The 13,256-nt window shown below is 50.0% G+C and carries 12 protein-coding genes; 1 reads left to right on the top strand and 11 read right to left on the bottom strand.

What is annotated here, in order from left to right; all coding sequences use genetic code 11:
• Window positions 1-186: 186 nt before the first annotated feature.
• From J3B89_RS17680 to J3B89_RS17655, 6 genes are all read right to left on the bottom strand, one after another.
• Window positions 187-957, bottom strand: a complete 771-nt coding sequence (locus J3B89_RS17680) for a hypothetical protein (RefSeq protein WP_215398811.1) — start codon at window positions 955-957, stop codon at window positions 187-189.
• A gap of 125 nt (window positions 958-1,082) precedes the next feature.
• On the bottom strand, window positions 1,083-3,194 hold the full coding sequence (locus tag J3B89_RS17675; protein WP_215398812.1) for a tRNA(Met) cytidine acetyltransferase TmcA: 2,112 nt from the start codon (window positions 3,192-3,194) through the stop codon (window positions 1,083-1,085).
• On the bottom strand, window positions 3,195-5,366 hold the full coding sequence (gene uvrD / locus J3B89_RS17670; RefSeq protein ID WP_215398813.1) for a DNA helicase II: 2,172 nt from the start codon (window positions 5,364-5,366) through the stop codon (window positions 3,195-3,197).
• Window positions 5,367-5,449: 83 nt separating this feature from the next.
• Window positions 5,450-6,685, bottom strand: coding sequence for a multidrug effflux MFS transporter (locus J3B89_RS17665; protein WP_215398814.1), 1,236 nt, complete (start codon window positions 6,683-6,685; stop codon window positions 5,450-5,452).
• A 204-nt stretch (window positions 6,686-6,889) separates the two neighbouring features.
• On the bottom strand, window positions 6,890-7,588 hold the full coding sequence (locus J3B89_RS17660; protein WP_215398816.1) for an HAD-IA family hydrolase: 699 nt from the start codon (window positions 7,586-7,588) through the stop codon (window positions 6,890-6,892).
• Between the two features lie 5 nt (window positions 7,589-7,593).
• On the bottom strand, window positions 7,594-8,508 hold the full coding sequence (locus J3B89_RS17655; RefSeq protein ID WP_215398818.1) for a LysR family transcriptional regulator: 915 nt from the start codon (window positions 8,506-8,508) through the stop codon (window positions 7,594-7,596).
• 159 nt (window positions 8,509-8,667) lie between these two features.
• Between J3B89_RS17655 and J3B89_RS17650 the strand changes: the two genes are divergently transcribed.
• Window positions 8,668-9,114, top strand: coding sequence for a DoxX family protein (locus J3B89_RS17650; RefSeq protein ID WP_215398820.1), 447 nt, complete (start codon window positions 8,668-8,670; stop codon window positions 9,112-9,114).
• Window positions 9,115-9,379: 265 nt separating this feature from the next.
• On the opposite strand, the gene xerC is transcribed toward J3B89_RS17650, so the two are convergent.
• Genes xerC through lptM form a run of 5 tightly spaced genes read right to left on the bottom strand, consistent with a single transcriptional unit; the run spans window position 9,380 to window position 13,232 of the window.
• Entirely contained in the window at window positions 9,380-10,318 is a 939-nt protein-coding gene (gene xerC, locus J3B89_RS17645) for a tyrosine recombinase XerC (protein WP_215398822.1), read from the bottom strand.
• The gene (locus J3B89_RS17640; protein WP_215398824.1) at window positions 10,305-10,961 is read right to left on the bottom strand and encodes a DUF484 family protein; all 657 of its coding nucleotides are present in this window, start codon (window positions 10,959-10,961) and stop codon (window positions 10,305-10,307) included. The genes xerC and J3B89_RS17640 overlap by 14 nt, the downstream gene beginning before the upstream one ends.
• The gene (dapF, locus tag J3B89_RS17635) at window positions 10,958-11,788 is read right to left on the bottom strand and encodes a diaminopimelate epimerase (RefSeq protein WP_215398826.1); all 831 of its coding nucleotides are present in this window, start codon (window positions 11,786-11,788) and stop codon (window positions 10,958-10,960) included. Before dapF ends, J3B89_RS17640 begins: the two co-directional genes overlap by 4 nt.
• A 12-nt stretch (window positions 11,789-11,800) precedes the next feature.
• Complete coding sequence (lysA, locus tag J3B89_RS17630; RefSeq protein WP_215398828.1) at window positions 11,801-13,057, bottom strand: diaminopimelate decarboxylase; 1,257 nt, start codon at window positions 13,055-13,057, stop codon at window positions 11,801-11,803.
• Complete coding sequence (gene lptM, locus J3B89_RS17625) at window positions 13,044-13,232, bottom strand: LPS translocon maturation chaperone LptM (RefSeq protein ID WP_215398829.1); 189 nt, start codon at window positions 13,230-13,232, stop codon at window positions 13,044-13,046. Before lptM ends, lysA begins: the two co-directional genes overlap by 14 nt.
• Window positions 13,233-13,256 lie beyond the last annotated feature (24 nt).

Genomic DNA, 13,256 nt, shown 5'->3' with positions numbered 1-13,256 from the left:
AAACGCAGCTGCGACGATGGTAGTGTGGCATTCGCCATGCGAGAGTAGTTCACCGCCAGGCTCCCAATTCAAGCAAAAGGCCTATCCTAACCGGTAGGCCTTTTGCTTTGCGCTTATTGGAGTCCAAGTCACAACAAATGACGGAAAAGATACAAAAAAAGCCCGCTCAGCGGGCTTGTTATGGCATCAATTACGGTGCAGATTACCATGCACGTCATAGCGCCAATCGGCATTCTCTAAGACTTCCAGATGGGCAGAAGCTTGTTCTGCCTCTAATGCATTAATAAAGCGGCCATTTTTGTCTAAAAAGATCAGCCACTGCTTGGCCGTTTTCTCAATATCAGCATCGCTGACAGAAATATGCATGCCCAGATAGTTAGCAATATTACCACGCCACCCGTGCTGGACTTTAAAAACATAGCGACCTTGATAGTCCGGGTGCAGGTAGTTAGCTTGCTGTACTGCGCTTAATTGCTGCCTGTCTGCAATATTGACCCAGGCGATGGCTTGGCTGCTTTCTATCAAGGCCAGGATTTGCTGTTGTGCCTGTTTGGCTTGCGAAGCGCTAACCGAGCTTTTGTCGCTAAGAGGTTTGCTTAATGGTGTGGCTATTTCAAGTGAAAATAAGGCTAAGTCATAGCTATCCTGCAGCGCTTGAAATGCTGCTGTGTCAGTGCAATCTTCCAGCTTTAATATATTTTGCCTGAGATCTGTTGTCAGCTTTGGGTCTGCATCAAGTAAATATTGAATATCTGTACTACGTACTTTTTGCTGCAGTAGCTGCTGTAATTTTGAGCGCTCATTATCCGGGTTTGATATCACAGCTGTTAGATCCGCTTCATCTTGCTGACACTGCTGGTAGAAACGGTTAATTTCTTTCAGATAAAGTGCGCTGTTGACAGCGGATTGTAGCGTTCTGCGCTCTGAACCAGAAAAGCCTGATGCAGTTACTGGCATCAATAAAACACCCAGCAGCGGAATAACAGAGATCATATAGAATAAGTACCCATTACAGAATGTCTGCACCTTAGCCTGATTAGCTGGAAAAAGAAAGTAATGGCAGGGTAGATTAGCTGCCGTGGTTAGATGGTCGTAGATATCAGTTTTGAGATATGTTGGCGAAACAATGTGAATACGGCATTTTTATTGCAAAAACCATACTTTGTAAGCAAATCAGGCCAGCTGATATGTTGCCAGTAAAGGCTGCAAAGTGGTGCAGCTAACTCCGGCGGCAATGCATGGTAATGCTTGCAAAACCAGCGTTGCAGAATAGGCTCAATCAATTCGTACGGCCGTTGGTTACGACAAAAAAGAGCTAACTGCAGCAATTCAGCCTCTGTTAGATCCGGGACATCCGGCAAGGGTGTCGCCAGCTGCAGCACAAGTTTGGCATTTAGCCGAGGATACTGGCCTGATAATGTCAGAAACAGGTTATGGCCAAACTGCCGGTTAAGCTGTTGTACGATTTCGTTACCTGCATCACCACCTGCATCGCTATCTGCGGTTACACGTTTCAGCATCAGTATGGAGTATTCTGCGCTGGCTTTATCTGAGCTGACCCCAAGACGAATGGCCTGATAGCTATTACGTTGCCAGAACTGTAATAGCTCGCTGCTAAGGCCGAAGCTGGTGCCAAGATAGCGGATGTTTTGCTGTTTGGCCTGCTGGCTAACACACTCCAATAGTTGTGTTCCGAGGCCTTGCTTTTGTAATGTGGGCTGCACAGCAATACGCATGATGCGCCATAAGCTTAAGCTGGCAAGTTCGGGCTGAGCGAGGTGAAACGCCAGGCTTTGTGCCAATAAATGGCCTTGTACGCGGCGTTCACCAAGGTATATCTGATGCGCCAGTTCTGCCGGAATATCGCCCTCACTGCTGATTAACACACAAGCCAGTACCTGACTATTTTGCTCCATTGTAACGACCCGCAGCCGGGGGTTATCCAGCAGCGCAGCCAGATCTTTAATCTGAGTCTGGTAATGCGCCAGGCTTAACAAGCCAAATACCTGTTGCAGCTTGTTGGCATTATTCAGCCAATCTTTCGCCTGATAAGTCAGCATGCTGATTTCATCATGCGGCGAATATGCCGTTTCATTAATATTTTGCCGGAGCAGAAAACAATTAAAGATTAACTGCTCCAGCGGATCTGCCGGTTGATAGCGGATTGGCTGTTGTATTTGTAGTTTGCGCCAGCCGGGGCATTGTTGATCAAGATATTGCTGAAAACGCAGCTGAAAGCCGCGGCCGGTGCCTTCGTAGCCATGCTCTGTAGTAGCAAATACTATGCGGCTAAAGCGCTGCAATAAGTGTTGTAACACCGGTGTGGGTATAGCGGCCGCTTCATCGACTAATAACAGGTCGGCGGTTTTAGTGTTGCGTAACAGCTCGTCAAATGGAACAAACTGCAGATTATTGTGCTGTGATGGCGGAGCAAGCTGTGAGAAATGCATTAAGGCTGTAGCCGCAGCTTGCGGTGACGGTGCTGTAATAAGCAACTGCTTGTCCTGTGCCGCCAGTTGTGTCGCGGCAATGCCCAGTGCTGCTGATTTTCCGCGGCCACGATCCGCAGTTAACACCAGTGGGCGGCGACGGTGGCCACTGACAACATGTAAAATTGCCTCAACAGCTTCCTGCTGCTCAGCAGTAACGTAAGGCGCTGCAGCCTGATAGGGTTGCGCTGTTAATGGCCAGCTTAGCAGCTTTGCGATATGCAGCTCATTAATAAAAAATGCATTTTGCTGCTGTAACTGAGTAAGCCAGAACGATAAAAAGCAGCCCTGATGCCTGGTGGCATCCAGCGGGTAAGGTAACAGACTTTTGTGTGCCGGATTAGCTTGTTGTTGCCATGCTGCAAAGGGCGGGCAAAGCAGCAGCCAGATACCGCCGGCTTTAACGCAGCCAGCTGAAGCGGCCACCAGATCAGCATTAAAACCGCTGAACGCGTTGATCACCAAAATATCGCATTCGCTGCCCAGCAACTGATAATTTTGCTTGCCGGTGAAGTTAACGGCATCGGCAGGTGCGTCTGCGCCCAGCCAATATAGCTTATCGTAACGAATAGTATTGAGTAGTGCTGCAGTGTGCGATAGCAGGGCTTCCTCCGCCCCCTGCCAGATAACCGGCAAACGGATGTGCAGCTGCGTGGCTTGTTGCTGCCATTGCTGTAGCTGAGTCAGCAGCGCAGTTAGCGGCATTTAGCCAACTGCCTGTAGCCGGGCATAAGCCGTTACCAGCCATTTGCTGCCCAAATCATCAAAGTTAACCTGAATGCGCGACTGGCTGCCGGTGCCTTCATAGTTAAGTACGGTGCCTTCGCCGAACTTATCATGCAGTACACGCTGGCCCAGTTTAAAACCGGTATTTTCAAAGGCGACGTGCGAGGCAGCACTGCCAAAGCGGTTAAACTGGGTTGGCCGGCTAACCTGGGTAGTCAGGCGGATTTCTTCTACGTATTCAGCCGGAATTTCACGGATAAAACGCGACGGTTTATGGTACTGCTCCTGACCATATAAACGGCGGCTTTCGGCATGAGTTAAATACAGTTTTTTCATTGCCCGTGTCATACCGACATAACACAGCCGGCGTTCTTCTTCTAACCGGGTTGGGTCGTCGCCACTTTGCTGGCTGGGGAACATGCCTTCTTCCAGGCCGCAAATAAATACCAGCGGAAACTCCAGCCCCTTGGCACTGTGCAGCGTCATTAACTGCACCGCGTCGGAATGCTCTTCTGCCTGATACTCACCGGCCTCCAGTGCCGCCTGGGATAAGAACGCCGCCAGCGGCGTCATATCTTCGGCGCGGCGCTCATCAAAATTCTGACAGGCGGTAATAAGCTCGTTTAAGTTTTCAATCCGCGTTTGCGCTTTTTCGCCTTTTTCTGCCTGGTACATGGCATACAAACCGGATTGCTTAATGGCATGTTCGGCTTGCTCATGCAGTGGTAACTCTGCTACCTGGGTATCTAACTGCTCAATTAACTGCATAAAGTTATCAATGGCAGAGGCGGCGCGGCCGGTAAGCTGTTTTTGTGCCAGCATCTGCTGCAGGCTTTGCCACAGCGTTTGTTGCTGGGCACGCGAATGTTCGCGCACTTTATTTAAGGTGGTATCGCCAATGCCACGCACCGGCGTATTAATCACGCGCTCCAGTGCGGCGTCATCCTGGCGGTTATGCAACAAGCGCAGATAGGCCAGCGCATCTTTAATTTCCTGGCGCTCATAGAAGCGTAAGCCGCCGTAGATGCGATAATGTAAGCCTTCCTGAATTAATGCTTCTTCCAGTACCCGTGACTGGGCGTTGTTACGGTATAAAATAGCTGCTTCACTTAAACGGTCGCCCTGTTTGTGCCAGTCACGAATACGGCCGACAATAAAGCGTGCTTCGTCCAGTTCGTTAAAAGCAGTGTACTGCGATATTACTTCGCCCTGAGCGCCGTCGGTCCATAAGTCTTTGCCCAGACGATCGGTGTTATTGGCAATTACCGCATTGGCGGCTTTTAAAATCGTTTCCGTAGAACGGTAGTTTTGCTCCAGCCGCACGGTTTCTACGTCTGGGAAGTCTTTTAAGAAGGTTTGGATATTCTCTACCCGGGCGCCGCGCCAGCCATAAATTGACTGGTCATCGTCACCCACAATCATGACTTTAGCTGTGCTGCCGGCTAACAGCCGCAGCCACTGGTATTGAATGGCGTTGGTATCCTGAAACTCGTCCACCAGGATATGGCGAAAACGCTGCTGATAATGGCCGCGTACTTCGTTGTTTTGTTTTAACAGCTCAAAGCTGCGTAACAGTATTTCGGCAAAGTCGACTAAACCGGCACGGTCGCACATATCCTGATAAGCAGCATAAATTTTAACCATCTGCTGCAGGCTGAAATCGCCGGCGGCGTCTATCATGCCAGGGCGTTGGCCATCGTCTTTACGGGCGTTAATAAACCACTGAATTTGTTTAGGCGGCCAGTGTTTTTCATCCAGGTTAAGTGCTTTTAATACCCGTTTTACCAGCCGGTATTGATCGTCGCTGTCGATGATCTGAAAACTCTGTGGCAAGCCTGCTTCCTGATAGTGCGCGCGTAGCATACGGTGCGACAAGCCATGAAAGGTGCCCATCCATAAGTTGTTTAAACTCACGCCTATGGTGCTTTCAATCCGGCCGCGCATTTCCTGTGAGGCTTTATTGGTAAAGGTTACCGCCAGCAAGCTGTAAGGTGCTACCCGTTCTACCTGCATTAACCAGGCTAAGCGATGCACCAGTACGCGGGTTTTGCCGCTACCGGCCCCGGCCAGTACCAGCATATGTTGCGGTGGTGCTGCCACCGCGTCGCGTTGTTTATCGTTTAGCCCGTCCAGCAGGTAAGATACATCCATCAGAAAGTCTCGCTAAGCACAATGGCGGCCATTATAGCAGCCCTGCCGCGCAGGCCAAGCGTAGTTAGTGGATATATAACCAGTTAGTCAGGCGAGGCCGTTGCGCGCTGTTCCTGATAGGTATTAGCAAAAGTTAGAATTGCCATACTGATACAGCCAAAAATAAAGAAACCTGCAGTTACCGGAATAACAGTGCCGTTATACATCTGGCCTATAACTGTGCCTATACACATCGACATAATGGAAGAGGTAGAGCCGATAATAGCGGCAGCTATGCCTGCCACATGACCCATTGGCTCCATCGCCATGGCATTGATATTGCCAAACACCAGACCAAAACAAAAAAACAGCACTGCTGCATAGATTAAAAACATCCACAGTTGTATTTCAACGCCCAGGTGCAGCACTAAAAACAGCGCTGAGCTGGCGATAATACCCCATACCGCGCTGCCGGATAAACGCTGCATTCCCCACTTTTGTACCAGGCGCGAGTTAACCAATGAGGCTGCGCCAAACACAATAGCCAGCAAGCCAAAGTACAAGGTGAATAGCTCGCCCGTTTTAAATAAATCCTGGAAGATTTGTTGTGACGAATTCAGATAGCCAATAAAACTGCCGAAAAATAAGCCCATACAAATCATGTAACAGACAGTGGGTACATTGCTAATAACTTCTTTAAAGCCCTCGGCAAAGCCTTTTTTGCTCATCGGAATACGATGCGGTTTCGGCAGGGTTTCTTCCAGGCGCCAAAAAATCCACAGCACTATTAACAGTGCATAAAATACATAAAGCAGAAAAATATCACGCCATGAGCCAACCCATAGTACTACCTGTCCCAGGCTTGGCGCTAAAGCTGGCACCATGACGAAAATCATCATCACCAGCGACATAATACGCGCCATATCATTGCCGGAATATTTGTCGCGAACGATAGAAATAGCCGAAACATAAGGACCGGAAACCCCTAAACCCTGAATAAAACGGCCGAATAGCAAGGTGTTAATATCATTGGCAAAATAACAAATTACAGTACCCACTAAAAACAGCGCTATACCGCCATTTAACACTTTCTTGCGGCCGGTAGCGTCTGACAAAGGGCCGCAAATCAGCTGGCCTATAGCCATACCAAAAAATAGCGCACTAACGACCAACTGCGCCTGATTCGGATTATTCATCACAATGTCAGCACGGATAGCATCCAGCGCGGGCAGTAAGGCATCAATAGAGATGGCAACAACAGACATCATAAGCGCAACCAGTAAGGAAAACTCACCGGTAGAAATGCGCGATTGTGGCGCGTGGGTAGAATAGTCAGACATTCACTGTATTCCTTGTTTAAGCCTGCCGGGGATAAGGCGAGGGGAGCCTGGTGTTTTGGCAAGGCCAATAACGTTGAGTAATATAAACAAATTTAACGGTAGTCGGCTGGCGTTGCGGTAAATCGACAGCCGCTCCCGATGTTGCGCTCTGTCATAGACGTCTGCATACTGCTAGGTATCTGCCGGGCCGTTAAGATTGTTAGATCACAACAACGCAGATAATTGCAACACCTGTGTCAGGCGAATATGCGGTAAAACTGTTACAGCGCTTTGATAATGATCCAGCCATGCTGCCTGGCAGCCAGCATTTAGCGCGCCCATTACATCGGCGCGGTGGCTGTCGCCAATATGCAGTATTTTCCCAGGCGCTACCTGCAGGCGTTCAGCGGCGGTGATAAATAAATCAGCATAGGGTTTCATCCGGCCATCAGGCCCGGCCTGCAGGCTGAATTCGAACAGCTCACCAATACCCATTTTGTGAATACAGGCATTACCATTGGTAATGGCGATTAAACGATACTGTTTTGCCAGCGCAGAGAGTAGCAGTGTTACGTCGGGTGACACGGTGATCCTGGTGCGGGCATCAAGAAAAGCTGCATAACCATATTCGGCAACACGCCGCGCCTCAGCGCGGGGTAAACCCAATTCAAGCAGGCCGGCTTCAATGCCAAGTAAGCGCCAGCGTCCAATATCATGCCGGATCTCAGGTTCAATACTGGCCAGCTTTAAGCGCTGTTGCCACCAAAACGCACTGTCGGTGATTTTACAGGCCGGAGCCTGTTGTACCAAAGCGCTCAGCATAGCCTGTTCGGCTGCTTCGATGACCGGTTTGTTATCATACAACGTATCGTCTAAATCAAACGACAATACATTAACCGGGCTTAACGCTTTAAATAATTGCATATTCGCTACCATATTGCTGGCTGAAACACCTGCTGCCAGTTCACAGCAACCAAATGCTGACTGAACCAATTTAAAGCCTGGCCCTGACTTTGCTTTTGCCAGGCCAGATACACCGGAACTTTGTCTCTGGGTATACTGCAGGCTTTGGCAATCAGTTCACCGCGCGCCAGCTCTTCAGTGATTAGATGGCGCGGCACAAAGCCAATACCCAGGCCTTGCTTTTGCGCATCTATTTTTGCCTGCATATTACTGACAATAACGCGCTGGCGGGTGTCGAATAAGCCGGACGAGCGCTTGGGCGCGTCCAGCGCGGAGTCAGCTACAACAATAGCGGCATATTGCTGCACATCTTCAATACTGACGATGCGATCCAGTGCCGCTAGCTGATGAAGTGGCGCCACTGCAAATACAAACTCTGCTTCGCCCAGTGGTAGCAGGTTAAACTGGCCTTTGGGTAAATCGCCGGATACTCCCACTGCAATATCAGCACGGCCGGTTTGCAATGCCTCCCAGCCGCCAGCCATTACCTCTTCTTTTACTGATACCTGAGTAATTTTACCCAGTTGCAAAAACTGACTAATCACATTCAGCAACGGAGCATTCGGAATAATGCTGTCTTTGGCAATCATTAGCTGGGTTTCCCAGCCGGTATCCAGCTGTTTTACCGCATTTTGCAACTGGTTAGCAGCGTGCAACAAGGTGCGGCCCTGCTCCAGCAGTAATTGCCCGGCCGGGGTCAACTGTGCCCGCTGTTTGCTACGATCAAACAAAGCCACGCCTAAATCAGACTCCAGTTTGGCAATGGTGTAACTCAGTGCTGAAGGCACTTTATACAGCGCTTCAGCTGCAGCGGCAAAACTGCCTTTGCGCTCTATGGCGTCCAGTGCTCTTAAAGCGTCTAAACTCAGTACGTTATGCATAGCAGGCTCATTTAAAACTAAATTCAAATATTTTGAATAGTGTAGTCAAAACATTACGCTTTTGCCGCAAAAATTATTTGGCTATAGTGACTACATCGACGCAAAGTATGCTGTCGAGAGGCAGTAAACTTAACTTTAAACAATTTGACAGGTGATATTATGGCTACTTCAATCGTACAGAAAATTTTAAGTTCAAACGCTGGTGTTGCAGCTCTGGCGCTGCGGGTTCCGGTGGGTATTATTTTTGCCGCACACGGTGCACAAAAACTGTTTGGCTGGTTTGGCGGCTACGGCCTGGCAGGCACCGGTGGCTGGATGGACAGCATAGGTTTATCGCCAGGTATTGTGATGGCGTTTTTAGCCGGTGCTGCAGAGTTTTTCGGCGGTATCGCGCTGGTGCTGGGCCTGTTAACCCGGCCGGCCGCACTGGTAACCAGCATTGCCATGGTAGTGGCGATTGTTGCTGTGCACCTGCCCAATGGCCTGTTTATGAGCAACAACGGCTACGAATTCGGTTTAGCCCTGTTAGCCGCCAGTGTATCACTGCTGTTTAGCGGCGCCGGTAAAGCCTCACTGGATAACGTACTGTCCAAGCGTTTTAACTAAGGCTAAGTAACAAATAAAAACGCCCGGCTCTGCCGGGCGTTTTCTTGTTCACGTCATGAGCCCGGATGCGTAAGCCGAACCGGTTTGCTCACACCAACACGCCGTAAATACATCCCTGTAGGCTCGATTATAAACTTCATCCGTGAAGTTTATCCGGTGGACCAGCTTCGCTGTTCAAATTCGCTCCTGGCGAATTTGTCTGCATCCTGGTCTGCAACGGTTGGTTTAGAGCAAATCGATTCTGCTTCTGGTTATCTCAGTCAGATCAGCTGGATTTCTTCTTTGCCCTTGGATGGGCGCTATCGTACACCTTAGCCAGGTGGGCGAAATCCAGATGGGTATAGACCTGAGTGGTGCTCAGGTTGGCGTGGCCGAGCAGTTCCTGCACGGCGCGTAAATCCTGGCTGGATTCCAGCATATGGCTGGCGAAGGAGTGGCGCAGCATATGCGGGTGTACATGCTGGTTTAAACCCTGTTGCTTGGCCCATAACTGTAACCGTTCGCGCACATGGCGGGTGCTGATGCGTTTATGCTGTTTGCTGATAAACAGCGCATTGGCATCTTCTTCTGGCAGCTTTGCCGTAAACGCCGGCCGCTGTTTTAACCAGTCTTTTAATGCTGCCAGCGCAATTTTACCCACAGGTACAATCCGCTGTTTGCTGCCTTTACCGGTTACCCGCAGTAGCTGCTGCTGCCAGTCAATATCGCTGATATCGGCATTAACCAACTCTTCCAGCCGTAAACCGGATGAGTAGAACAGCTCCAGCATGGCTTTATCGCGGTAGGCGAGAATATCGTCATTGCTGTCGAAACTCAGCAGGTGGTTTAGCTGATCTACATTAAGGTTTTTTGGCAGGCTGCGTGCGGCTTTGGGTACTGATAAATACTGCGCCGGGTTATCGCTGCGTTTAGCCTGCGCCTGCAGATAGCGGAAAAAGCTGCGCAGTGCCGCCACCTTTAACGCTATGGTGCGGGGTTTGGCACCGCTGCGGCGCAGAGCAATAATATGTTGTTTTAACTGATCTTCTGTCAGGTTAAGCCAGTGTGTGTCTGTATCAGCGATAGTAAGCGCCAGTTGCTGTAACTGGCGCTGATAGCTGTCCAGCGTTTTACTGCTGTAGCCGCGTTCAAACTGTAAATACTGTAAAAACGCCTGCAGCGGCTGTTGCCACTGCGGCGCTAGCGGGGTGTCAGGCTGCGTCATAACCCGGTAACAGCTGGGCTAAAATGCTGGCCAGATGGCTGATAAACAGTTTGTCCATTGATGGCTGGAAGTGATCGTCCTGCTCGCTGCCAAAGGCCAGCAAAGCCAGTGGTTGCTGCTGGCTACTGACCAGGATCAATGCTACCGAGTGGATATGTGGTGCAAATAAACCCTGTTGCTCTTCTTTGTTTAACCGGCCTAAATAAATACCGTGCTGGTTTAGCCGGCGTGACAGCAATAACTGAAACGGACTGCGGCTTTGCTCGTCACTAAAACGCAGCAAACGGCATTCGTGCACATAAGGCATAGCGGCAGTAAATTGTTGCAGGCTGGTTTCGGCATCCTGCAGGCTGGTTGCACGGTGCAGCTGCGCCTGTAGCTGGTTAAACGCCAGAAATATCTGCTCATTTTGCCGTGCTACTGACATTAACCGGGTAATGTCGTCTTCCAGCGCCTGGATTTTTTCGCGCTGTAGCTCCAGTTGCCGCTCTACCAGCGACACACTACCACGTTGCTGATGCGGTAGGCGTAAACTGGCCAGCAGTTGCGGGTATTGCTGAAAAAATTCCGGGTGATCCTGCAGGTAGTCATACACCACATGGGCGGCCAGCAGGTCTTTGTCCTTGGTAAGGCTATCTGTCATAGCTGTATTTGTCCGTCATAAACATGTTCTGCCGGGCCGGTCATTTTTACCGGTTGGCCCGGGCCGTTCCAGCGAATTTGCAGGCTGCCGCCGGGTAAATCTACCCGTACCTGCTGCTGTAATTTTTTTTGTAACTGGCCTACCACCACGGCAGCACAGGCGCCTGTACCACAAGCCAGTGTTTCGCCGGCACCACGCTCCCATACCCGCAGTTTAATATGGCCAGGGGCGACTATTTGCATAAACCCGATATTAGCGCGCTCGGGGAAGCGTTCGTGGTGTTCAAACAATGGCCCCTGCTGGTGCACCAACGCTGTGCCGACATCCTCTACTTCGACCACCGCATGTGGGTTACCCATTGATACTACGCCACAAAGAATAGTGTGTTCTTCTGCGCGCAGTATGTAGGTTATTTCCTGCTTTTGCGCTTTAAACGGCACCCGTACCGGGTCCAGCTGCGGCACGCCCATATTTACTGTAACCTGGCCATCGGCCTCAACATACAGCATTATTTTGCCGGATTTGGTGCTAACGCCAATTTTATGCTTATTGGTTAAACCGCGGGCCCGGACAAACTTAGCAAAACAACGTGCGCCATTACCGCATTGTTCTACTTCCGAGCCGTCGGCGTTGAAAATACGGTAGTGGAAATCCAGCTCCGGATCATAGGGTGGCTCAACCATTAACAGTTGATCAAAACCAATGCCGGTATTGCGGTTCGCCAAGGCTTTAATCTGCTCTTTGGTCAGAAATACATTTTGGCTTACCGCATCGACCATCATAAAGTCGTTACCCAGGCCGTGCATTTTGGTGAAATGTAGCAACATCAGCGCCCTTAATTAGTCGGTAATGATCTGTTCGCCACGCCATAAATCCTGCCATTGTTCACGGGCACGGATTAAATGCACTTTTTCGCCGTCTACCAGTACCTCGGCGGCACGTGGGCGGCTGTTATAATTAGAGCTCATGGTAAAGCCGTAGGCACCGGCTGAGCGTACCGCCAGCAAATCGCCCTGGGCTATCGCCAGTTCGCGGTCTTTACCAAGAAAATCACCGGTTTCGCACACCGGGCCGACAATGTCGTACAACGCAGGTTTTGCTGAGGTGTTTATTTCCAGCGGCACTATCGCCTGCCAGGCACTGTACAGCGCCGGGCGGATTAAATCATTCATAGCGGCATCAACAATGGCGAAGTTTTTTTCCTGCCCCGGTTTTAAAAATTCTACTTTGGTTAGCAACACACCGGCATTGGCCATAATGGCGCGTCCTGGCTCCATTATCAGTTCCAGTTGCGGGTAGCTTTTCAACCGTTCTACCACTTTACCCAGGTAATCGGCTGGCGAAGGCGGGGTTTCTTTGTCGTAAGTCACGCCAAGGCCACCGCCGATATCAATATGTTTTAACGCTATGCCATCAGTGGCTAAATCATCAATTAATGTCAGCAGTTTTTCCAGTGCGTCTAAAAACGGTTGGGTTTCGGTTAACTGCGAGCCAATGTGGCAATCTACACCTACTACTTCAAGGTGGCTGTAACTGGCAGCTTTACGGTAAATATCACGCGCCAGCAGTATATCGATACCAAATTTATTGGCTTTTAAACCGGTAGAAATATAGGGGTGGGTTTTCGCGTCGATGTCCGGGTTAACCCGGATAGAAATGGCTGCTTTTTTATCAAGGCGGCTGGCGACCAGTTGCAGGCGGTCCAGCTCAGCAATAGATTCCACATTAAAGCACTTAATACCCAGCTCCAGCGCAAAACGCATTTCGTCTTCTGTTTTGGCTACACCGGAAAACACCACCTTTTTCGCATCGCCACCGGCAGCAATAACCCGGCGCAACTCTCCGCCGGATACAATGTCAAAACCGCTGCCCAGTTTGGCCAGCAGGTTTAAAATAGCCAGGTTGCTGTTGGCTTTTACCGCGTAGCATACCAGGCTGTGCGGATGCTTTGATGCTGCACTGGCAAAAGCCTGATAATGTTGGGCAATGGTAGCGCGTGAGTATACATAGCAGGGCGTGCCAAATTCGGCGGCAATGCTGCTTAAAGGTTGGTGTTCCGCAAACAGGCGGTTTTGCTGATAATTAAAATGGTCCACGTTGTTCATCCGTTTGTTGGGTTGGATTAGCGTTGTTTTGCTGCGGTTCTGCCACTTCAGGTGCCGGTTGTGGTAAGGTAAGCGGGCCTTTTTGACCACAAGCACTCAGCATGCTACACAGCATAATAGCGGCAGCAACAGTTAACAGCGGACCTTTGGTTGTAAAAGCGTGCATGATGTTATTTTTTTATGGTGGTTG

Source organism: Rheinheimera oceanensis, from assembly GCF_018831085.1.
Lineage (GTDB): Bacteria > Pseudomonadota > Gammaproteobacteria > Enterobacterales > Alteromonadaceae > Alishewanella > Alishewanella oceanensis.
The sequence above is the reverse complement of the archived record's forward strand: the minus strand, read 5'-3'. Positions and strand labels throughout refer to the sequence as shown.

Bases quoted from the DNA above. Each gene is read 5' to 3' on its own strand.
- J3B89_RS17680 (WP_215398811.1), bottom strand. From the start codon at position 957: ATGCCAGTAACTGCATCAGGCTTTTCTGGTTCAGAGCGCAGAACGCTA.
- J3B89_RS17675 (WP_215398812.1), bottom strand. From the start codon at position 3,194: ATGCCGCTAACTGCGCTGCTGACTCAGCTACAGCAATGGCAGCAACAA.
- uvrD (WP_215398813.1), bottom strand. From the start codon at position 5,366: ATGGATGTATCTTACCTGCTGGACGGGCTAAACGATAAACAACGCGAC.
- J3B89_RS17665 (WP_215398814.1), bottom strand. From the start codon at position 6,685: ATGTCTGACTATTCTACCCACGCGCCACAATCGCGCATTTCTACCGGT.
- J3B89_RS17660 (WP_215398816.1), bottom strand. From the start codon at position 7,588: ATGCAATTATTTAAAGCGTTAAGCCCGGTTAATGTATTGTCGTTTGAT.
- J3B89_RS17655 (WP_215398818.1), bottom strand. From the start codon at position 8,508: ATGCATAACGTACTGAGTTTAGACGCTTTAAGAGCACTGGACGCCATA.
- J3B89_RS17650 (WP_215398820.1), top strand. From the start codon at position 8,668: ATGGCTACTTCAATCGTACAGAAAATTTTAAGTTCAAACGCTGGTGTT.
- xerC (WP_215398822.1), bottom strand. From the start codon at position 10,318: ATGACGCAGCCTGACACCCCGCTAGCGCCGCAGTGGCAACAGCCGCTG.
- J3B89_RS17640 (WP_215398824.1), bottom strand. From the start codon at position 10,961: ATGACAGATAGCCTTACCAAGGACAAAGACCTGCTGGCCGCCCATGTG.
- dapF (WP_215398826.1), bottom strand. From the start codon at position 11,788: ATGTTGCTACATTTCACCAAAATGCACGGCCTGGGTAACGACTTTATG.
- lptM (WP_215398829.1), bottom strand. From the start codon at position 13,232: ATGCACGCTTTTACAACCAAAGGTCCGCTGTTAACTGTTGCTGCCGCT.